The 21,317-nt window shown below is 60.8% G+C and carries 19 protein-coding genes and 1 rRNA gene; 5 read left to right on the top strand and 15 right to left on the bottom strand.

Annotation, left to right across the window (positions count from 1 at the left end):
* The first annotated feature begins 1 nt into the window (after position 1).
* Positions 2-117: ribosomal RNA gene (gene rrf, locus BVU99_RS24595) — 5S ribosomal RNA — on the top strand.
* A 256-nt stretch (positions 118-373) separates the two neighbouring features.
* The gene (locus BVU99_RS24590) at positions 374-1,684 is read left to right on the top strand and encodes an MFS family transporter (RefSeq protein ID WP_099816893.1); all 1,311 of its coding nucleotides are present in this window, start codon (positions 374-376) and stop codon (positions 1,682-1,684) included.
* A gap of 36 nt (positions 1,685-1,720) precedes the next feature.
* On the opposite strand, the gene pssA is transcribed toward BVU99_RS24590, so the two are convergent.
* From pssA to trxC, 4 genes are all read right to left on the bottom strand, one after another.
* A complete protein-coding gene (gene pssA / locus BVU99_RS24585) occupies positions 1,721-3,076 on the bottom strand; it encodes a CDP-diacylglycerol--serine O-phosphatidyltransferase (protein ID WP_025304007.1) in 1,356 nt (451 codons plus the stop codon).
* A 152-nt stretch (positions 3,077-3,228) separates the two neighbouring features.
* On the bottom strand, positions 3,229-5,877 hold the full coding sequence (locus BVU99_RS24580; protein WP_025304006.1) for a bifunctional acetate--CoA ligase family protein/GNAT family N-acetyltransferase: 2,649 nt from the start codon (positions 5,875-5,877) through the stop codon (positions 3,229-3,231).
* 48 nt (positions 5,878-5,925) lie between these two features.
* Positions 5,926-6,615: a tRNA-uridine aminocarboxypropyltransferase gene (locus BVU99_RS24575; RefSeq protein ID WP_038629863.1), complete on the bottom strand. Its 690-nt coding sequence runs from the start codon at positions 6,613-6,615 to the stop codon at positions 5,926-5,928.
* A gap of 115 nt (positions 6,616-6,730) precedes the next feature.
* Complete coding sequence (gene trxC, locus BVU99_RS24570; RefSeq protein ID WP_004928868.1) at positions 6,731-7,150, bottom strand: thioredoxin TrxC; 420 nt, start codon at positions 7,148-7,150, stop codon at positions 6,731-6,733.
* A gap of 207 nt (positions 7,151-7,357) precedes the next feature.
* On the opposite strand from trxC, the gene BVU99_RS24565 reads away from it, so the two are divergent.
* Positions 7,358-8,446: a tRNA/rRNA methyltransferase gene (locus tag BVU99_RS24565; protein WP_049296144.1), complete on the top strand. Its 1,089-nt coding sequence runs from the start codon at positions 7,358-7,360 to the stop codon at positions 8,444-8,446.
* A gap of 60 nt (positions 8,447-8,506) precedes the next feature.
* On the opposite strand, the gene emrB is transcribed toward BVU99_RS24565, so the two are convergent.
* The 7 genes from emrB to BVU99_RS24530 form a co-directional block, all read right to left on the bottom strand.
* The gene (emrB, locus tag BVU99_RS24560) at positions 8,507-10,045 is read right to left on the bottom strand and encodes a multidrug efflux MFS transporter permease subunit EmrB (RefSeq protein ID WP_043143795.1); all 1,539 of its coding nucleotides are present in this window, start codon (positions 10,043-10,045) and stop codon (positions 8,507-8,509) included.
* 17 nt (positions 10,046-10,062) lie between these two features.
* The gene (gene emrA, locus BVU99_RS24555; RefSeq protein ID WP_043143796.1) at positions 10,063-11,235 is read right to left on the bottom strand and encodes a multidrug efflux MFS transporter periplasmic adaptor subunit EmrA; all 1,173 of its coding nucleotides are present in this window, start codon (positions 11,233-11,235) and stop codon (positions 10,063-10,065) included.
* Positions 11,236-11,258: 23 nt separating this feature from the next.
* Complete coding sequence (locus BVU99_RS24550) at positions 11,259-12,710, bottom strand: efflux transporter outer membrane subunit (RefSeq protein ID WP_025304002.1); 1,452 nt, start codon at positions 12,708-12,710, stop codon at positions 11,259-11,261.
* A gap of 27 nt (positions 12,711-12,737) precedes the next feature.
* Positions 12,738-13,256: a transcriptional repressor MprA gene (gene mprA, locus BVU99_RS24545; protein WP_025160249.1), complete on the bottom strand. Its 519-nt coding sequence runs from the start codon at positions 13,254-13,256 to the stop codon at positions 12,738-12,740.
* A 161-nt stretch (positions 13,257-13,417) separates the two neighbouring features.
* The gene (ygaH, locus tag BVU99_RS24540) at positions 13,418-13,765 is read right to left on the bottom strand and encodes an L-valine transporter subunit YgaH (RefSeq protein ID WP_025304001.1); all 348 of its coding nucleotides are present in this window, start codon (positions 13,763-13,765) and stop codon (positions 13,418-13,420) included.
* On the bottom strand, positions 13,755-14,501 hold the full coding sequence (locus BVU99_RS24535; RefSeq protein ID WP_025304000.1) for an AzlC family ABC transporter permease: 747 nt from the start codon (positions 14,499-14,501) through the stop codon (positions 13,755-13,757). Before BVU99_RS24535 ends, ygaH begins: the two co-directional genes overlap by 11 nt.
* Positions 14,502-14,622: 121 nt before the next feature.
* Entirely contained in the window at positions 14,623-15,822 is a 1,200-nt protein-coding gene (locus BVU99_RS24530) for an MFS transporter (RefSeq protein WP_025303999.1), read from the bottom strand.
* 105 nt (positions 15,823-15,927) lie between these two features.
* On the opposite strand from BVU99_RS24530, the gene BVU99_RS24525 reads away from it, so the two are divergent.
* A complete protein-coding gene (locus BVU99_RS24525) occupies positions 15,928-16,806 on the top strand; it encodes a LysR family transcriptional regulator (protein ID WP_016929849.1) in 879 nt (292 codons plus the stop codon).
* 30 nt (positions 16,807-16,836) lie between these two features.
* Here BVU99_RS24525 and proX read toward each other — a convergent pair whose 3' ends face one another.
* From proX to proV, 3 genes are all read right to left on the bottom strand, one after another.
* The gene (gene proX, locus BVU99_RS24520; RefSeq protein WP_025303998.1) at positions 16,837-17,838 is read right to left on the bottom strand and encodes a glycine betaine/L-proline ABC transporter substrate-binding protein ProX; all 1,002 of its coding nucleotides are present in this window, start codon (positions 17,836-17,838) and stop codon (positions 16,837-16,839) included.
* Positions 17,839-17,907: 69 nt separating this feature from the next.
* Positions 17,908-19,014: a glycine betaine/L-proline ABC transporter permease ProW gene (gene proW, locus BVU99_RS24515; RefSeq protein WP_043143799.1), complete on the bottom strand. Its 1,107-nt coding sequence runs from the start codon at positions 19,012-19,014 to the stop codon at positions 17,908-17,910.
* Positions 19,007-20,209: a glycine betaine/L-proline ABC transporter ATP-binding protein ProV gene (gene proV, locus BVU99_RS24510; protein WP_016929846.1), complete on the bottom strand. Its 1,203-nt coding sequence runs from the start codon at positions 20,207-20,209 to the stop codon at positions 19,007-19,009. Before proV ends, proW begins: the two co-directional genes overlap by 8 nt.
* A 126-nt stretch (positions 20,210-20,335) precedes the next feature.
* On the opposite strand from proV, the gene BVU99_RS25055 reads away from it, so the two are divergent.
* Positions 20,336-20,599 (top strand): hypothetical protein, encoded by a 264-nt coding sequence (locus BVU99_RS25055; RefSeq protein ID WP_144334734.1) that lies wholly within the window; start codon positions 20,336-20,338, stop codon positions 20,597-20,599.
* 16 nt (positions 20,600-20,615) lie between these two features.
* On the opposite strand, the gene BVU99_RS24505 is transcribed toward BVU99_RS25055, so the two are convergent.
* Entirely contained in the window at positions 20,616-21,302 is a 687-nt protein-coding gene (locus BVU99_RS24505; RefSeq protein ID WP_025303996.1) for a response regulator, read from the bottom strand.
* Positions 21,303-21,317: the final 15 nt, after the last annotated feature.

Raw genomic sequence — 21,317 nt, 5'->3', positions numbered from 1 at the left:
GCCTGGCGGCAATAGCGCGGTGGTCCCACCTGACCCCATGCCGAACTCAGAAGTGAAACGCCGTAGCGCCGATGGTAGTGTGGGGTCTCCCCATGCGAGAGTAGGACACTGCCAGGCATCAAATAAAGCCGAAAGCCCTGAACTGACGTTCAGGGCTTTTTGCTGTGCGTAAAATGGAAAATCCCCGTTGTAATCCGCTTCAGCTTTCATCGTACTGTTTAATATTCATCACAAAACCAACGCATTGTTTCTCTGAATATCAGATATTCTTCGTCCGCTATTAAGTTTGGCTGTTAACTTATAAATAACAATAAAGTAACACCTGGCGGCAGGACGCCGAATTTCATCATTGCTATGGCTCGGAGAAAACATCATGACAGAAACAACCTCGGCTCTTGGGGATGAGCACGGCACCGAACAGGGAGCGCTGGATAACAAGAAACGCATTTTCGCTATCGTCGGGGCTTCGTCAGGCAATCTGGTGGAGTGGTTTGATTTTTACGTCTACTCCTTCTGCTCAATCTACTTTGCTGCCTCATTTTTTCCGGCGGGCAACAGTACGACACAGCTGCTGCAAACCGCCGGGGTATTCGCCGCCGGCTTCTTCATGCGACCTATCGGCGGTTGGTTATTCGGCTACATCGCTGACAAGCATGGCCGGAAAAACTCGATGCTGATTTCGGTCTGCATGATGTGCGCCGGATCGCTGGTGATCGCCTGCCTGCCGACTTATGAATCAATCGGCAGCTGGGCGCCGGCGCTGCTGCTGATTGCCCGCCTGTTCCAGGGGTTGTCGGTAGGGGGGGAGTATGGCACCAGCGCCACCTACATGAGCGAGGTGGCAATCAAGGGGCGGCGTGGCTTCTACTCCTCGTTCCAGTACGTGACGCTGATCGGCGGGCAACTGTTGGCGCTGCTGGTTTTGGTGATCTTGCAGCAAATATTGTCCGGCGAAGAGCTGAAAGCCTGGGGATGGCGTATTCCGTTTGCCTTGGGGGCGGTGTTGGCGGTGGTGGCGCTGTACCTGCGCCGCTCGCTGAATGAAACCTCCGATGCGAAGACGCGTAACCACAAAGATGCCGGTTCGCTGACGGGGCTGTGGAAGAACCGCAAGGCGTTCCTGATGGTGCTGGGCTTTACCGCCGCCGGTTCGCTGACCTTCTACACCTTCACCACCTACATGCAAAAATACCTGGTGAACACCGCTGGTATGGACGCCAAGCTGGCCAGCGCCATCATGACCGTGGCGCTGTTCGTCTTTATGCTGCTGCAGCCGGCGGTAGGCGCGTTTTCGGACAAAATCGGCCGTCGCAGCTCGATGCTGATCTTCTCAGCCTTCGCCACGGTGTTGACGGTGCCGATCCTGTTTGCCTTGAAAGAGGTGACCAACCCCTTTATGGCGTTCGGTCTGATCGTGTTGGCGCTGTTCGTTGTCAGCTTTTACACCGCGATCAGCGGGCTGCTTAAAGCCGAGATGTTCCCGCCGGAGGTACGCGCGTTAGGGGTAGGCTTGTCTTATGCGGTGGCGAATGCCCTGTTCGGTGGTTCGGCGGAATATGTCGCGTTGTCGCTTAAATCGTTTGGCGTGGAGAACGCTTTCTTCTGGTACGTTTCCGGCATGTGCCTGCTGGCGTTGCTGGTCTCGCTCCGGTTGCATCGCAAAGGCAAGGAGATACAGCTGTAATAAAAACCCCGGCCTTGGCCGGGGTCAGAGTCCATCTTACAGGATACGGCTAATCAGCCGATCGATGCGGATACGCCGCAGACGGCGAATCAGCTTACGCACCTTGATCGGGTACTGCTGAATGCTTTGCAGCTCCTGATAGTGGCCGACCACGGTGGTGTGAGTGCGGATGCATTCCAGCTCTTTTTGCCGCTGCTCGCGCATTTCCTGCTTGGGATCGTGGATCAGAATGGCGTTTTCCAGATCCAGCCGCCAGGCGCGCGGGTTGAGGTTATTGCCGGTAATCAGCTGCCACTCTTCGTCTACCCACATGCCTTTCAGGTGATAGCTGTTATCGCCATCCTTCCACAGACGCACGATCAGCTGTCCGGTGTCGATATAACGCTGCAAGCGGCTCAGAAAGCGGCGCAGGTTGATCTCGTACAGGTAGGGCAGCGCGCCGATGATTTTGAACGGCTGGTCCTCCGGAATATAGAAGTCGTTGGCGGTCTTGTCGCCGACGATGATCTCCACCTGTTTGCCCTGGCGCAGCAGATAAATGATGTTGCGCACCAGCAGCGCCGGCAGGTTGAAATAGGGAGTACACAGCGTCAGTTTCTGGTCGGCGCACGACATCAGGTGATGAATGGTTTTATTCAGCACGCTTTGCTTGCCAAGCCCAACCAGCGGCGTCACCGCCAGCTCATCGTTGCCGGCCTTGCCGCGGAAGTGGTAACCCGCGCGGCGCAGGGCGAAACGGAACAGACGGGTCTCGTTTTTGATCTCCGGGCTTTTCGGCCGATCGCTGCGATCGAGGCGTTGTACGGCGCCGGCGGTGAGCAGATGCTGCTTGATGTAATCGATCAGGGTATCGGCCAACACCTCATTGGTGATCAGCTGGTAGCGATCGTAACGGTATTTCTCATGCTGATGCAGATAAACGTCGTTGATGCTGGCGCCGCTGTAGATCACGGTATCGTCGACCACAAAGCCCTTCAGGTGCAGAACGCCCAACGCTTCGCGGGTATTGACCGGCACGCCGTAGATCGGCACCGACTGTTCCGGATGTTGGCTGGCCATGGCGCAGTACCAGTCGGCGTTGGTATTGGCGGCGGCGGCGCCGATTCGCCCGCGCTGTGCGCGGTGCCAGTCGACCAGTACGCAGATTTCCAGCTCGGGCCGACGCTGCTTGGCTTGATACAGCGCGTTGAGGATCTCGCGCCCGGCGTCGTCATGCTCCAGATACAGGGCCACCAGATAGATGCGTTGGGTGGCGTTGGCGATGGCGCTCAGCAGCGTGGTGCGAAAATCGGACGGCGCGTACAACGTACGAACATCAGCAACCGTCTGGGGGAGTTTGGGCAGTTGTGCAAGGTGTTGTTGATGTTTGCTACGTTTAAATTTTGACAACATCACAGTGCGTTTCTTCTCTCATGATTGATGGCCGGAACGCCACAGGCATAAAAACAATAAACCGAATAATCGGGCGATAATACCATTAGTTGCCCCGATTGTGCGTATGTTTTGGCGTTAAGTGGTGGATTCGTAGCGCATTGCGACGCAGGTCACTGCGCGTCGGCGGCCTGCAGCGGCAGCGTCAGATTGACGATGCCGTCCTCAAGCTGCACCTCGATGCCAAAGCCCAGTCGCTGCGCCAGCGCGATCATGCCGCGGTTATTCGGCATGGTGATGCCGCTCAGGCGGGTCAGGCCATGCGCGCGCGCGTAGGCGATCATTTTCTCCAGCAGCTGACGGCCTAGGCCCACGCCTTTGAGATCGGAACGCACCAGTACGGCGAACTCGGCGTCGGTGTTGTCCGGATCGGACAGCGCGCGGGTCACACCGATGATCTCGTCTGCGCGCACCGCCACAAAGGCCATTTCTCGATCGTAGTCGATCTGCGTCATGTTGGCCAAATCGTCATGGGTAAACTCGTTGATCTCGCTGAAGTAGCGATAATAGAGGTCTTCCTTGGTCACCCGGTCGATGAAATGTTTCAGCGCCGGCTCGTCTTCCGGCAGGATAGGGCGGAACAGGCACTGGCTGCCGTCTTTCAACGCGATGGTCTCTTCCAGCTCATGCGGATAAGGGCGGATCGCCAGCCGCGCCTGCGGATCGCCGCTGAACGGCGCGAGCTGCATCGAAACGTCCAGCAGAGTAAATTCGCTGCCGGAGGCCAACACCGGGTGAATATCCAGCCGGGCGATCTCCGGGCAGTCGAGGATCAGGTTGGAGACCTGCACCAGCAAGCGGCTTAGTCCAGGGATATCTAAAGGCCGCAGCGCGCTGCGTCCGCGGATCTTGCCGCCTTTCACCGCCTGCAGCACCAGATAACGCGCCAGCGCCATATTCAACGGCGGCAGCGCGACCGCCACCTGATTTTCCTGGCGCCACTCCACGCCGCCTTCACCCAGCATGATCAGCGGGCCGAAAATGGCATCCTGCTCCACCGCGATGCGCAGCTCCTGGGCGCCGGCGCGGTTGGCCATGCTCTGCACCAACAGGCCATGGATGCGCGCCTGGGGGTAGGTACGCTTCACACGGTCGAGGATCGCCTCCGCCGCGCGCTGCACTTCGGTCGCGGTGCGCAGGTAGAGCATCACGCCCTGAACTTCCGATTTGTGCGGGATATCCGGCGAACGCAGCTTCAGCGCTACCGGGTAGCCGATCTGCTCGGCGATATGTACCGCTTCGGCACTGTCTTCGGCGATCCAGGTCGGCAGGGTGCTCAGGTCATAAGCCTGCAGAATGGATTGCACCTCGTGGGTATCCAACTGGGTGGCGCCTTCGGCCAGCGCCTGATGGATCAGGCGGTGAGCGTCGGCGGTATTGGCGGTCAGGCCGACCGGCAGCGCCGGGGTCTCTTTCAGCTGCTTTTGGTTGCGGCGGTATTCCACCATATGCATAAAGGCGGTGACCGCGCCTTCCGGCGTGCGGTAGGTGGGAATGGCGGCCTCGGTAAACTGCCGGCGCGCCTCTTGAGAAGAGTATTCGCCGCACCAGTTGGTCAGCAAGGTGATGCGCTTGCCGCGCGTATGGCGATGCAGCGCGTCAATCAGCCTCTGCGCCGTGGCGGTGCCCGGCGCCGCCGCACTCGGCGCATGGATCAGAAGCAGCGCGTCATAGTCGTGGCTGTCGAGCAGCGCTTCGAGAGCCGCCAGGTAGCGCTGCGGCGTGGCGTCGTCGCGCAGATCGAGCGGGTTGCCGGCGCGAATGAAATCGGGCAGCGCATCGCTCAGCTTCGCCAGGCTTTCCTCGCTCAGCGTCGCCAGTTTGCCGTTGCGGCCGAGCAGTTCGTCCAGCGCCATCGCCGCCGGCGCCGCCCCGTTGCTGACGATCATCAACCGTTCCCCCCGCAGCGGATGCATATGGCTGAGGGTTTCCACCGCGGAGAACAGCTCGTGAGTATCCTGCACGCGCAGCAGGCCGGCGCGCTGGATGGCGGCGTCATAAGCGGCGTCCAGCCCCAGCTGGCTGTTGAGCAGTAATTGCGCCTGTTGGCTGCGGCCGCTTTTGATCACCAGAATGGGCTTGTTGCGTGAGGCGCTGCGCGAGGCGGAGAGAAAGCGTCGTGCGTCGCTGATGTTTTCCAGATACAGCAGGATGGCGCTGGTCTTGCTGTCGCGCGCCAAAAAGTCGAGCAGGTCGTCGACGTCGATGTCCAGGCTGTCGCCCAGCGCGATGAAGTAGGAGAAGCCGACTTCGCGCTGCTGCGCCCAGTCGAGAATGGTGTTGGCCACGGCGGCGGACTGCGAGATAAACGCCAGCTTGCCCTTTTGGATCGGCACCGGCGAGAAGCTGGCGTTGATGCCCTGCCACGGCGCCAGCAGCCCCAGGCTGTTGGGGCCCAACAGCCGCATGGCGTGGCGCTGCGCGCAGGCCTTCAGCTCGGCGAACTGTTCCGGTGGCGAAGAGAGCACGATGGCGGTTTTGCAGCCGCGTTGGCCCAGCGCGTCGATCAGCGCCAGATTACGCTTGGCGTGGGTGCAGATGATCGCCAGATCCGGCGTCAGCGGCAGGCTGGCGACGTCGGGATAGGCCATGACGCCGCATACCGCCTTGTAGCGCGGCGTCACCGGCAAGATGGGCCCGCCGAAACCGCCGGCCAGCAGGTTGCTCATCATCAGGTTGCCGGCGCGGCCCGGCTGCTGCGAAGCGCCCAGCACGGCGATCGATTTGGGACGTAGTAGCGCTTCTAACCCTCGCTGGCTCATGCACGGCTCCTTTTGGCAACGTTACGCCTGATTTTAGGCGCTTTATGGCTACATTGCTGTGACCGGTGCCTCCGGCCGGGTCGGTTTTCCCGCCAGATACTGTTGACGGAAATAGCGGAAATGCTGATTCAATCCGTCGGCGGCCGGCAGATCGCCCGCCTGTTGCAACAGGGCGGCGGCCACTTCCGCCGTGCAGTGCTGCTCGGCGCGGCTGGCTTCGCGCAGCTGATAGTCGGATGCGGCATCGACGTTGAGTGAAAACACCGGGAATTGATTGAGATACGGGCTTTTACGGAACATTTTGCGCGCTTCTGCCCAGGTGCCGTCCAGCATGATGAACAGCGGCGGTTTACCGCCGACGGGCAGCTCATTGAACACCGGCCGTTCGGCGTCGGCGTAGGACGCGGGGAACACCACATAAGGCTGCCGCGTCGGATCGTTGATGGCCGCCAGCAGGGCGGGATCGACCTCGGTACGCGACCAGAGGAACGCCTGGGTGTCCGGCAGGATATCGGCGATCAGGCGCCCGGTGTTGCTGGGCTTGAGCGGCTCGGCGCCGAACATGATCAGGCAGAAGCGGCTGCCGGCCTGCTGCGGGCGAATGGTGTCACACAGGCAGTTTTTATGCGGCAGCAGGCAACCCTGACAACGCGCCACCCGGCAACCGCGCGCCAAAAAAGGGCGGGTGGCGCGGTCTAAACGGAATTGGCGCAGGCGAAGTACGGCGTTGTCGGTCATAACGATCCTGGGGGAAAAACCGCTATTGTAACGCAGAAAAAAGCCCGCCGGGAGGGGCGGGCTCGATCGGGGCGCGTTCGCGCGCGATGGCGGGATACGGCCTATACTTGCGGAATCACACTAACTCGTTGAGCCAGTTGTCAAACGGCGCCTTCGGCATCGCGCCGTTGAGCATGTCGACCATCTTGCCCTGACGGAACACCATGATGGTCGGGATGCTGCGGATGCGGAAACGGGCGCTCAGCTCCGGTTCGGCTTCGGTGTTCACTTTCACGAAGCGCACTTTGCCGGCGCGCTCTTCGGCCACGTCTTCAAAGATCGGCGCAAAGCTGCGGCACGGGCCGCACCACGGCGCCCAGAAATCGACCACGACCGGCAGATCGTCCTGCAGCAACTGGTCCAGCGTGGCGGCGGTGGCGTTGATCACTTCACCGTCGAAGAGCTCGTGGCCGCAGCGGCCGCATTTCGCGTTGTCCGCCAGACGTTCTTCCGGCACACGGTTGGTGGCATTGCAAGCTGCACAAACTGTATTCATGTTGACCTCGGGTACTGAGAAAGCCGGGTCCCCGCAACGCGGTTGCGGAGATGTTTCTTTAATGCTGACAATTATCGGCAAAACCCGGCGCGTGAACAATGAGGTTTGTTCAATGGATGTGATAGTTGGGAGCTTTTAGCGCAAGTTGGTGGCTTCGTGCACCAACATCAGGTAATCTTCGCGCCCTGCGCGTTGGTGGAGAAGACAATGAACGATTCATTTAGTGGCAAGAACGGTAAAGTCAAAGTGATGTACGTCCGCAATGACGACGACAATGGCGATGACCGCAACAAGAATAAACGTCCGGCTGGCAAAGGCCGTCCGGCTGACGGTGCGCGCTCGGGCCGCACTGGTCAAGACAAGGCGCGTGGCGGCAACGATCGCCGCGGCGCCGACTCCCGCCGCAGTGAAAGCGATCGTCCTCGCCGTCCGGCGCGCACTGAAGATCGCGGTGGCAACGAGTCACCGTGGAGAACCGTCTCGCGGGCACCGAATGAAGAGCCGGCGTTCGATCACGGTGGCATCAGTGGCAAAAGCTTCATCGATCCGGAACAGCTGCGCCGCCAGCGCGCGGAAGAAACCCGCGTTTACGGTGAAAACGCCTGTCAGGCGCTGTTCGCCAGCCGCCCGGAAGCGATCGTGCGCGCCTGGTTCGTGCAGTCGGTCACGCCGCGCTTCCGTGAAGCGCTGCGCTGGATGGCGGCTAACCGCAAAGCCTACCACGTGGTGGATGAGGAAGAGCTGGCCAAGGCTTCCGGCACCGAGCACCACGGCGGCGTCTGCTTCCTGATCAAAAAGCGTCAGGGCCTGGATGCGCAGACCTACCTGAAAACCGCACCGGCGACCGACTGCGTGCTGGCGCTGGAAGAAGTGGGCAACCCGCACAACCTGGGCGCCATCGTCCGTTCGTGCGCCCACTTCGGCGTCAATGGCGTGCTGCTGCAGGATCCGGCGCTGCTGGAGTCCGGCGCGGCGGTGCGTACCGCAGAAGGCGGCGCGGAGCACATCAAGGCGATCAACGCCGATGATTTCCTGTCGGTGCTGGATACCTTCCGCAAGGCGGGTTACACCATCGTCACCACCTCCAGCCACAAAGGCACCGCGCTGGCGCAGGCCAGACTGCCGGCCAAGATGGTGCTGGTGCTGGGCCAGGAGCGTGACGGCCTCAGCGACGGCGCCTGGCAACAGGGCGACATGAACGTGTCTATCGGCGGCACCGGCAAAGTGGAAAGCCTGAACGTTTCCGTGGCGACCGGCATTCTGCTGGCGGACTGGTGGCGTCAGAATCAGGCGTAATCTGTTCTACGTCGGATAAAAAAACGGGCGCCCCAGGGCGCCCGTTTCGTTTATTGAAGCTTAGTGAGCGCCGCCGCCCCCACCGCCGCCAGAGCTGAACGGCGGTTTCGCCACCCATACCAGCACCAGCAGTACCAGGAACACCCCGGCCGACAGCCAGAAGATCTCGTTGGCGGAGATGATCAGGCCCTGCGCGGTGATCTCGTTGGCGATATACGCCGACGCCTGCTGCTTGCTCATGCCGAGCTGCTCCAGTTGCCGGTACATCTCCTGCGACTGCGGGTTGTACGGGTTGACGAACTCCGTCAGCTGCGAATGGTGCTGCGATTCGCGCTGCGTCCACAGGGTGGTGGTGATCGAGGTACCGATCGAGCCCGCCAGGGTTCGCGTGAAGTTCGACAGGCTCGATGCCGCCGCCATACGCTCCGGCGGCAGGCCGGACAGCGTAATGGTGGTCAACGGCATGAAGAAGCAGGCGATGGCGAAGCCCTGGACGAACTGCGGCCAGGCGGAAGCGCCGAAGTCCATGCCCGGTTCAAACGTATAGGCGCGCCAGTAGAAGCACACGGCATACATGATGAAGCTGAAGGTCACCAGCCTGCGCATGTCGAGCCGGTTGCCGAACTTGCCGATGATCGGCGACAGCAGCACCGGGATCAGCCCGACCGGCGCCGACGCCAGCCCGGCCCAGGTGGCGGTATAGCCGTACACCTCTTGCAGCAGCTGCGGCAACAGCACGATGGCGCCGAAGTACAGCATGTACGCCAGACTGATGCACAGGCAGCCGATGGTGAAGTTGCGCGACTTGAACAGCGACAGATCCACCACCGGATGGTCATCCGTCAGCTCCCAGACCACCAGGAACAACAGCGCTACGACCGCCACGACGGTCAGGGTGATGATCTCGGTCGAGTTGAACCAGTCCAGCTCCTTGCCCTGATCGAGCATCACCTGCAGCGAACCGATGCCGACGATCAGCAGCACCAGTCCAACCGTGTCGATCGGTTTGATCTCGGTTTTGGTTTCTCGCCCCTTCAGCGTCGCCATCGCCGCCATGATAACGAAGGCGCCGATCGGGATGTTGATGAAGAAGATCCAACCCCAATGGTAGTTGTCGCTGATGTAACCGCCGAGGATCGGCCCGAAGATCGGCGCGACGATAACGGTCATCGACCAGAGCGCCAGGGCCATCGCTCGCTTGGCGGGCGGGTAGTTGTTCAGCAACAGGCTCTGCGACAGCGGGATCAGCGGCCCGGCCACCACGCCCTGGATCACGCGGAAGAAGATCAGCATGCCGAGGCTGTTGGAGATGCCGCACAGCCAGGAAGCGAGGACGAACAGCGCGGTGGACCAGAGGAACAGCCGCACTTCGCCGATGCGCTTCGCCAGCCAGCCGGTGATCGGGATCGAGATGGCGTTCGCCACGCCGAACGAGGTGATCACCCAGGTCCCCTGCGAGTTGGAAGACCCGAGGTTACCGGCAATGGTGGGGATCGCCACGTTGGCGATGGTGGAGTCCAGCACCTGCATGAAGGTCGCCATGGCGAGCGCGACCGTCATCCAGGCGAGCTGGGCGCCTTCAAGCGGTTTCTGTGGCAAGATGGCCTCCCGCGCGCTTAGCCGGCGTTCGCATGGATCACGTCAGCGATCAGCTGGTTAACCGGCGCCAGATTCAACGCCAGCGCGTCGCTCTGGTACAGCGGTTTGTCGCGCACCACGTCAGACAGCACGCGGCCGTCCAGATTGGCGGTGTCGACGGTCACCAGCGTCGAAAGACCGATGCGCAGCGGATGATCGGCCACCTGCTTGGCGTCGAGCTCAATACGCACCGGCAGACGTTGCACCACCTTGATCCAGTTGCCGGTGGCGTTCTGGGCCGGCAGCAGCGAGAAGGCGCTGCCGGTGCCCATATCGATACCGACCACTTTGCCTTGATACACCACGTCATCGCCGTAGACATCGCTGACTACCGTTGCCGGCTGGCCGATACGCATGTTGGCGATCTGGGTTTCCTTGAAGTTGGCGTCAACCCAGATGTGATCGGCCGGCACCACCGCCATCAGCGGCGAACCGGCGGCGATCTGCGCGCCGACCTGCACGCTGCGGCGCGAGACATAACCGGTAATGGGGCTGATCACTTTGGTACGCTGCAGCGCCAGCCAGGCGTCACGCATCTGCGCGGCGGCCTGTTGGATTGCCGGCTGCTGTTCCAGCGGGGTATTCAGTACCATCGCCTGGTTGGCGTTGTATTGCTGCACCGCCACTTCCAGCGCGGCCTTGGCGCTGTCGACCGCATCGCGAGCGTGTTGCAGCTCTTCGCGGCCGATGGCGTCAACGCTGCCCAGCACCACGCGGCGTTTCAGATCGTTCTCGGCCTTGCTCAGATCGGTCTTGCGCAGGGCGATGTTGGCCTGATACTGCTTGCTGTTGATGATCAGCTGGTGGGTCTGACGCACGCTGTTGGCCAGGCCGGTTTTGGCGCGTTCAAACGCCTGCTCGGCATCGGTCGGATCGAGCGTCAGCAGTACGTCACCCTGCTTGACGTAGTCGGTGTTGTCGAAATTGACGCTGTTCACGCTACCGGACACCTGGGCCATGATCTGCACCTGGTTGCCGGAGACGTAGGCGTCGTCGGTTTCCTGATGATGACGCAGCACCAGGAACCAATACACTAAGTAAGCCACCCCTATCACAATGAAAATAACCGTCAGCAACAGCAGCCAAAATTTACGCTGCTTCTTTTTGCCGCTCGGCTGCTGCGGGTTTTGGATTTCCGCGCTCGCGCTCATGGTGTTCTCCAAGCCTTATATTATTATGCTTTCGAATCCGCTGCGGCCGGGGCCTGATAGCCACCGCCCAGCGCACGGATCAGTCCTATCTTCGCCTGCAGTAAGTTGCTGCTGGCATTTAACTCCGCCTGTTGCTGCTGCAATAGCTGCGTCTGGCTGGTCAACAGATCGTCGCGCCCGATAATCCCTGCCTGGTAACGGGCGTTAGCGACCTGATACACCTGTTGCATCGACTGGGCCGCGGACGCCGCCTGCAGCTGCTGTTGCGCAGAACTCTGCTGGATGGTGATGGCGTCGGCGGTTTCCTGTACCGCATTCAGGATGGTTTGGTTATAGGATTCCACCGCTTCGTCATACAGCGCGGATTCCTCGCCCAGCTTGCTGCGCAGCGCCCCGGCGTGGAAGATCGGCAGCGAAATCGCCGGCATCACGTTCCAGGCCTGGCTGGCCGCTTCAAACAGATTCGGGCTGGTGCCACTGGTGTTGGTGGTCATCAGGCCGGCGAAGGCTGAAATGGTCAGGCTGGGGTAAAACTCCTTACGCGCGGCGCTGACGCGCTGGCTGTAAGACTCCACCAGCTGACGTTGCGCGGCGATGTCCGGGCGTTTGCCCAGCAGATCCGCCGTCAGCTCGCCCTGCGGTGCCATCAGGTTGTCTGCGGGCAACGGCACCTGACGCAGGTGCTGCATGGCGTTCGGCCCTTGGCCCGCCAGCGCGGCGAGCTGGTGTCTGAGCTGTTCGATTTGCGACTGCAACTGCAGGATCTGCTGTTTAGCGACGTCGGACTGCGCCTGGGTTTGTTGCGGCACGTCGACGCCGGTCAGCCCGGCCTGATAGCGCTGTTGGCGCAGCGCGGTCAGGCGTTCATTGTTGTTCACTTCCTGCTGCAGTAGCTTTTCGAGCGCCAGATTGCTTTGCAGCTGGTAGTAGGCGGACGCCACCGAACTGGTCAGCGTCAGCGCCGCCTGTTCCTGCTCGGCGCGTGCAGCGTTCACTTGCGCTTTGGCGGCGTTCACCTGGTTGCGGTATTTACCCCACCAGTCGAATTCGTACGCCAGGTTCAACCCCAGGGAGTTGGAGCTTGAATAGATCGGCTTATGCGGATACCCCAACCCCATATTGACGTTTTGCGGCACGCGTTGACGCTGGGTGCTGGCGTTCAGATCCAGGTTCGGCCCGTTGGCGGCGTTGGCTTCGCCCACCACGCTCTGCGCTTCGCGCACGCGGGCGGCGGCTTGACGCAGGGTCGGCGAGTTTTGCAGCGTCTGCGTCATCAGGGCATCCAACTGCGGATCCTTGAGGGCGCGCCACCACTGCGGGCTGACGGCCAGCGAACTGACTTTCGGCTGAGCCAACTGCAGGCTCTGCGGATCCATCAGCGTGGATTGCGGGGCAATATTATCGGTAGAAGCACACCCGGCCAGCAGCAATACGGCGAACAGCGGGGTGAATCTCCAGTTAAATGGGGATCGCATAATAGGTACCTGAACAGAAATTGTGAATTAGGATAACTGTTCTGTGATTTCCATTTGATCCAGACGTGCCAGCAATTTGCGCGTCAGCTGTTCCAGCTGTTTTTGCTCATCGTCGGTCAGCGTGGACCACAGGAAATGCAGACATTGGTGCTGCGGCGGCAGCAGTTGACTGAGAAATTCTTCCCCCTGCGGCGTCAGATGCAGATGCAGGCAGCGGCGATCGTTATCGCTTTCACGGCGCTCGATCCAACCGCGTTTCTCCAGCTCGTCGGCGATGCGGGTCGCATTGGTGCGCGAGGAGCCTAAGGCAGAGCTTAGCTCAGAAGGTTGGATGCTGTGGCTCTCCTGCGCATCCAGGGTAATCAGCGCCATAAACAGTGTTTCGTTAATCCCCTGCGCCTTCAGCATCTTGTTGCGATTTTCCAGCAACTTGCCTTGCATGTGCATGCACAGGCGGGTCAGCAGGATTTCCTGATACGGGAAATCTTTCTGCCGGGTGGCGCGGAAATTCAGCATTTGTTCTATGGGGGCAAACGAGCTTTCCATAATTTAGGGCCTCATTAATTTCGTTCGAGATAGTAACGACGGTGACTAATAATGTAAATGTTCAGCCGTGCGGATAATTTAGCAATTCGTGTCATTTGTCAGAGTTTGTAAAGATGTGGCGCATGAAAACGCCAAAGCGAAGCCAAACGTTCGGCGCGGCGTCAGCCTGGACCGAAAAGCATTAACAGCTTTAATGTGACGCCAAAGGCCGTCGCGCCGAGCAGCGTCGACAGAATGATGCTTTTACTGCGGTAGAAGCACAGCGCCAGCGCGGCGAACCCCGCCAACGTCGGCAGCAGCTTGTCGGGTTCGCGCATCACCACCGGCGTGCTGGAGACCACCAGCAGGGCGCAGATCGAGGCGATGCCAATGCTGTCGAGTAGCAGGGCGGCTTTACCGCGTTTGAGGCCGGGCTGGGCGCGCGCCGGCGCCAGCCGCAGCGGCAGATAACGGAACAAGTAATTGGCGCAGCCCACCACCAGGCCGATCACCAGCACATCAGTGTTCATGGCTGGCCTCCGCAGGGGCAGGTTGGAACAGAGCGGCGACGCAACCGGCGCCGATGCCGGCCAAAATGGCAACCGGGATGGAGAACAGCACCACGCCGAGCAGCGCACCGGCCAATGAGGCAGCGATGGTCAGGCTCTGCGGGCGCCGGAAAGCGGCCAGCAGGAAACTGAGAAACAGCGCCGGCAGCATGAAGGCCAGCGAGGCCTCGATCACCGGGAACTGCTCCAGCGGGCCGTTGCCGAACAGCGCGCCGAGCGCGGTGCCGGCTACCCAAGAAAGCCAGGAACAGAGCGCGATGCCCAGCATCCAGTTTTCGCTCCAGCTGCGGTTATTGCGCATCAGCTTGGCGGTGGCGGCGGCGAAGACCTCATCGGTCAGACCAAAAGCCCACATTGCCGTTTTACCGGGCGACATGCGCGAGACGATACGGTGACGCAGCGCCGGGCCGTACAGCAGGTGGCGCACGTCCATCGCCATCACCGTCAACGCGGAGACCCACAGCGACATGCCGGCGCTCAGCAGGGCGGTGATCACGAACTGGCTGGCGCCGGCGTAGATGATGCAGGAGAAGAAAAGGCTTTCCAGCGGGGAAAAGCCCAGTTTGACGGCGCTGAGGCCGAAGGCGAACGCCACCGGGACATACCCGATGACGATCGGCAAACTGTCGACGACGCCGTTGGCGAAGGTGGCGCTGACGGCGGGCGGATTGAGGCTGTCTGCAGCTTGGCTTTGCATGGTTGTGGATCGCAGGGTAGATAGGACTTCAATAGTTTATGCCCAGAACATTACCAGAGAGTAAGTAATGTTTATACCCTGCACCGCTAATAAATTTCTTTAGTGACTATTTGCACGATAATCAGATTGTCGCTGGCCCTTGCGGATCGTGGTGCTTGCCGAGCCACCAGGTCAGCAGGTTGAGCAGGCATAACACCCCGCCGGCGGCGGCCACGCCGTACCAGCCGGCATGCTGATAGGCCGAGGCGGAGAGCAGAGAACCGAGCGCGCCGCCGATAAAGTAGCTGGTCATGTAGCCGGCTGTCAGGCGGTTGCGCGCGTCCGGCATGATGCGGTACATCACGCTCTGGTTGGTGACGTGCACCGCCTGCACCGCCAGATCGAGGATCAGAATGCCGGCGATCAGCGCCCATAGCGACTGTTTGGCTAACGCGATAGGGATCCAGGACAGCAGTAACAACACCAGGCCGACGGTGGTGGTCAACCCGGCTTTACCTTTGTCCGCCAGATGCCCGGCGCGCGAAGCGGCCAGCGCCCCGGCGGCGCCCACCAGGCCGAACAGCCCGATCACCCCCTCGGAATAGTTGAACGGCGGCGCGGCGAGCAGAAAGGCCATTGAGGTCCAGAGCACGCTGAAGTTGGCGAACGACAGGGCGCCGAGGATGGCGCGGGTGCGCAGCAGCGGCGTGCGGCAGAACAGGCTGAAGATCGAGGCCAGTAGCTGTGGGTAGTTCAGCCCGGAGTGTTGCTTATAGCGCGGCAGCGCGCGCCACAGGATCAGCGCCATCAGGATCATCAGCACGCTGGCGACCCAGTAGATGGTGCGCCAGCCGCCGAACGACGCCAGCGCGCCCGCGACGGTTCGCGCCAGCAGGATGCCGAGCAGCAGGCCGCTCATGATGATGCCGACGGTCTTGCCGCGCTTTTCCGGGTGGGCCAGCGTGGCGGCCAGCGGCACCAGGATCTGCGCCACTACCGAGAACAGCCCGGTGAGCGCGGTGCCGAGGATCATCATCGGCAGCGTGGCGGAGGTGGCGGTGATCAGCATGCCCCCGGCGGCCAGCAGCGTCATGAACACGATCAGGCCGCGGCGTTCGAACATATCGCCGAGCGGCACCAGCAGCAGCAGGCCGGTGGCGTAACCGAGCTGCGCGGCGGTGACGATAAAGCCGGCCTGGTTGACCGACAGGTTGAAACTGGTGGCGATGGTTTCCAGCAGCGGTTGCGCGTAATAGTTGCTGGCGACCGCCAGGCCGGTGGCGATGGCAATCAGCACGGTCAGCGCCGGGCTGAGGCCCGGATGGGCGTTTTGTGGATTCATGATTTTTTCATCACGGGAAGAAGATAGCGCGCAGTATCCGGCAACGCGTCTGCGGAAACCAATGTATAATTTTCATTTGATTTATCTCATTTCAAGATAGATGCCATGAACCTGAAACAGATCCGCTATGCGCTGGCGGTGGCGGAAGAACAGAGTTTCACCCGGGCGGCGCAGCGCTGCCATACGGTGCAGTCGGCGCTCAGCCACCAGATCGCAAAACTGGAAGAAGAGCTGGGCTGTACGCTGTTTGAACGCACCTCGCGCCGGGTGCGGTTGACCCCCGCCGGCCAGGCTTTCATTCCGTCGGCGCAGCGCCTATTGGCGGCGCAGCAGGCGCTGGTGGAAGAGGTGACCGCCGCCGGCGATGCGGTGTCCGGCACCCTGACCATCGGCACAATTTCAACCATAAACGCGATTGATCTGACCGAAAAACTCGACAAGTTTCATCGCCACTATCCGGCGGTGAACATCCGCCTGTACGTTGGCATGAGCGAAGCCCTGCTGGAGGATGTGCGTCAGCAGAAGTGCGATATGGCGTTCGTCGGCATCTGGCCCGGCGATGTCGATTTACTGCCGATGTCGCACCGGCAGTTGACCGATGAGCCATTGGTGGCGCTGGTGGCGCCGCAGCACCCGCTGGCCAACCGCGAGCGGGTGAACCTGCAGGCGCTCGCGGAAGTGCCGCTGGTGGATTTCTACAGCGGCACCGGTGCGCGACGCCAAACCGATCGCGCCTTCCAGGCGGCGGGTATCCGCCGGCACGTCAGTTTTGAAATCGATCATATCGAATGGCTGGAAAATCTGGTGCGGCGCGGATTGGCGGCGGGTATCGTACCTGTCTCGACCGCGCAACGCTTAAGTGCGCTGGTGTCGATTCCGATTGAAGACGGGCCGCGGCGCCAGGTGTATTGCATCTGGCCGCAGCCTTTGTCGAACGCCGCCGCACGTTTTTTACAGTTCAGCGGCATCGATATGGCGGGGTAGGGGCGCGGCAAAGGCGGCGCCCCTGAACGGTTATGACTTCGCCGCTTCGGCGGCGGTTTTCACCCAGCCGTCGAAGGTCGCCTGGTGCGCCTTGATCCAGCCGTTAACGTGGTTCTGGATATCGGCTTCCGAAGCCTGGCCTTCATGCATGCGCAGGTTTTGCGCATTGATGTCGGCGATCGGCAGCTTCATGATGGCGAACAGCTTGGCGGCCGCAGGATTGGCTTCGGCCCACTGCTTGTTGGCGGCGATGCGCATGGTGTTGACCGGGAAGCCGTAGTTGGCGCCGTTAGGCAGCTTGGTGTCGACGTTCTTCTGCTCACCCGGCAGCGAAGAGAATGGCACCTGCAGCCAGACCACGTCGCGGCCCGGCACCATCACATCACTGACCCAGTACGGTGTCCAGGTGTAATACAGCACTGGTTTGCCCTCTTTGTAGCGGGTGATGGTGTCGGCGATCATCGCCGCGTAGTTGCCCTGGTTGTGCTCGACGGTGTTGCTCAGACCGTAGGCCTTGATGTGGTGGTTGATCACCGCTTCGCAGCCCCAACCCGGGGTGCAGCCGGTCAGATCGGCCTTGCCGTCGCCGTTGGTGTCGAACAGCTTGGCGATCTTGGGATCCTTGAGCTGTTCGACGTTGGTGATGTGATACTGCTCGGCGGTTTTCTTGTCGATCAGGTAACCCTGCGCGGCGCCGTTGACGTAGACGCCTTCGCGGTAGAACTTGGCGTCGCCGCCGGCGGCCTTGTACTGATCGGCGTGCAGCGGGTCCCAGTTGACCGCGATAAAGGTCGCATCGCCGGAGGCAATGGAGGTGTAGGCGACGTTGTAATCCACTTCACGCGGTTCCTTCACGTCGTAACCCAATTTCTCCAGCGCCTTGCTGACCAGCAGCGTCTGGAACGTCTCTTCGGAAATGGTGCTTTGCACCGGCTGTACCGCGATCCCCTTGCCGGGTAAGTCTGCCGCGATGGCGCTCTGTGAGCCAATCAGCGTCGTCAGGGCGAGAGCCCAGATGCCCGTGGTGCGCATAGTGTTTCCCCTCTTTCGATGTGGTGGTGTCATAGCCCGCCGGGGCCGCAGCCGCCGGCGGGAAAAGCGTCAGGCCTGTTTGATGAACGGGCGAGTCAGCAGCCCGATGGGGCCGCGGCGATACCAGCGGCCGATGCCCTTGCTGCGGCGATCGCGCCCCAGCGATTGGGTGAGGCGATCGAGAATGATCGCCAGGATCACGATGCCGACCCCGCCGACGGCGGCCAGGCCCATGTCCAGCCGGCCGATGCCGCGCAGCACCATCTGCCCCAGACCGCCGACCGCGATCATCGAGGCAATGACGACCATCGACAGCGCCAACATCAGCGTCTGGTTCACGCCGGCCATGATGGTCGGCATCGCCAGCGGCAGCTGCACCTTGAACAGCAGCTGCCGCGGGCTGGCGCCGAAGGATTCGGCGGCCTCGATCAGATCTTCCGGCACCTGCTTGATGCCCAGAATGGTCAGGCGCACGATCGGCGGCAGCGCGAAGATAATGGTGACCACCACGCCCGGCACGTTGCCGATGCCGAACAGCATGACGATCGGCACCAGGTAAACGAAGGCCGGGGTGGTTTGCATCGCGTCGAGCAGCGGCCTTATCACCTTGGCGGCGTGCTTGCTGCGCGCCAGCCAGATGCCGAGCGGCAGGCCGATAAGAATGCAGAAGAACAGCGCGGTCAGCACCAGCGCCAGCGTAACCATCGCCTGCGACCAGGCGCCGATGGCGCCGATGGCGACCAGGGAGAGCAGCGTGGCGGCGCCCATGCCGAGGCCCGAGACCTGCCAGGCGAGCAGCGAGAACACCAGAATGGCGATCGGCGCCGGCATGCCCAGCAGCAATTGCTGGAAGCCACTCAAGATCATATCCACCGGCACGCGAATGCCCTGGAACAGTGGGCGGAAGTGCAGCACCAGCCAGTCGATGCCTTGCGTGACCCAGGAGTCGAACGGCACCCAGGCCTTATGGAACGGGTCGAGCAGGCTGAAGTGTTCAGGCTGCGCCGGGGCGCTGCTGAGCCAATCTGCGCCTTGTCCGGCGGCGTCATGAGCGGCCGGCGGCGGCGCGCTGGACCAGGCGTCGCCGGCGTTGGCGGCGACATCGTGAGCGGGTGCGGCGCCGGCATCTGCCGGTGCGGTAGCCCAGGGATCTTGGGTTTGCGTGGTATCACTCATTGGTTGAGCCCTCCTTGTCCAACGCCTGCAGCAGCATGGCCTTGGAGATGATGCCGAGATAGTTATGTTCTTCGCTCACCACCGGCACCGCGCAGGGCGCCTGGGCGACCAGGGAAATAAGATCGCTGAGCGGCGTATCGGCCGGCACGGCGGCAGGGGCCTCGAGCAGGGCATCGTCCAGCGTTTGATTGGCGGACAGCGCCTTTTTCAGCGACTCTATCGACACCACGCCAATAAATTTCTTCCCGCGTTCAACAACATAACCATAATCACGGTCCTCATCGCGCAGCAGCTGCAGCGCCGATCGGGGGCCAAAGCCGGGGGTTTTGCGGATCAGCGTCACCGGGCGCCGTTGGGCGATATCCTTGGCGCTGAACACGTGACTGATGTCCACGCCGCGGAAGAAGGTGCGCACATAGTCGTTGGCCGGGTTGTTCAGGATCTCGTCCGGTGTGCCGACCTGGATCACCTCACCGCCCTGCATGATGGCGATGCGATCGCCGATACGCATCGCCTCGTCCAGATCGTGGGAAATAAACACGATGGTGCGCTGATGCTGGGCCTGTAATTTCACCAGCTCATCCTGCATTTCGGTGCGAATTAACGGATCGAGCGCCGAGAAGGCCTCGTCCATCAATAATATATCCGGGTTATTGGCCATGGCGCGGGCTAATCCTACGCGCTGGCGCATACCGCCGGATAATTCATCTGGATAAGAGAGCGCATAATTCTCCAGCCCGACCTGACGCAGGGCATCCAGCGCTTTTTCCTGACGTTCCTGCAACGGTATGCCGGCTAATTCCATACCAAAGGCAGTATTATTCAGGACATTCATGTGCGGCATCAGCGCGAATGATTGAAATACCATGCTGATCTTATTTCGCCGCACGGTGCGCAGCGCGGTGTCGGATATTTTGGCGATGTCCTCACCGTCGATCAGCACCTGGCCGCGGGTGGGTTCTATCAGACGATTGAGAAGGCGTACCAGGGTGGACTTGCCGGAACCGGAGAGCCCCATGATGACAAATATCTCGCCTTCTTCAATGGCCAGAGTGGCGTCTTTTACGCCGAGCGATAAGCCGGTTTTTTCAAACAGCCGATCTTTTGTCAGACCTTTATCCAGCAGTTTGAATGCGCGCTCCGGGTGTTCGCCAAATATCTTATACAGGTTCTTAACTTCGAGTTTAATTGCCATGCAATTTGCTGTTTCCTCTGGTTTAATTAACGCGTTATGGGCTGTCCTTAGCAAAATAAAAGAGCTTTTTACCCTAACACAGTGAATATCTGAGACAACCCTCAATGTCATTTAAATGGGATATTAGTGGTTTACATCAAGGTTTTAATTAGTTATGGTAATTTGGCCCGTGACTCAAAATTGACGGCCGTTATTCGCCATAATGGTTTGGTTTTTGGGGAAATAATACGGTGTGGTGCAGAGAAATATTTGGGCGCCGCGCCTGCCGTTCGGATAATAAAAAACCCGACCAGAGGCCGGGTAAAAGTCATCAGTATTTCATCAGTTTTAACGACAGGTGCCGATATCGAGGGGGATATCGTCGAGCGCTATGTTATCGCCGTAATATGACAGCCAGATGGCAGCCTCAGGCCTTGCGGTACAGCCGCCGCGGATGGCCGATATTGCCGTACAACATCTCTACCCGCACGAACTGGGTGGCGACGCAATATTCCAGATAACGCCGGGCGGTGGTCTTGCTGATGCCGACCTGCTCCACCACGTCTTCCACCGCATGCGCTACCGTCGGCTGGGCGATAAACAGCGCCTGCACCAGCTCAAGGGTATTGGTTTCGATGCCTTTGGCGCTCGGCTCGCTGGAGAACTGCTTCGACTGCAGGTTGTACAGCGCATCGACGTTATCCTGATCGATGATCTTGAAGGTACGCTGGGTCTGTACGAACTGCATGAAACGTTCGAGCGAATTGCGCAGCCGCTTGTAGGACACCGGCTTGATGATGTAGTCGAAGGCGCCGTTGCGGATCGCTTGGCTGCAGGTATGCATGTCGCTGGCGGCGGTGATGAAGATCACCGAACAGGCGGGGTTCTTCACCGCCGGCTCTTCCATCAGCTCGATGCCCTGACCGTCCGGCAGAAAGTTATCCAGCAGGATCAGGCGCGGCTGATGCGCGTTGGCTTTGGCTCGCGCTTCGGCCAGCGTAGCGGCGTAAGCCACCACCCGCAGGTTGAAATTTTTCTCGATGAACTCCGCGTGCAGCGTCGCCAGTTGCGGCTCGTCTTCCACGATCAGAACGTCCAGTGCTTGGTGTGACATAATCGGGTGCTCAAA

The organism is Serratia sp. OLAL2 (assembly GCF_002752475.1).
Taxonomy (GTDB): domain Bacteria; phylum Pseudomonadota; class Gammaproteobacteria; order Enterobacterales; family Enterobacteriaceae; genus Serratia; species Serratia bockelmannii.
The sequence above is the reverse complement of the archived record's forward strand: the minus strand, read 5'-3'. Positions and strand labels throughout refer to the sequence as shown.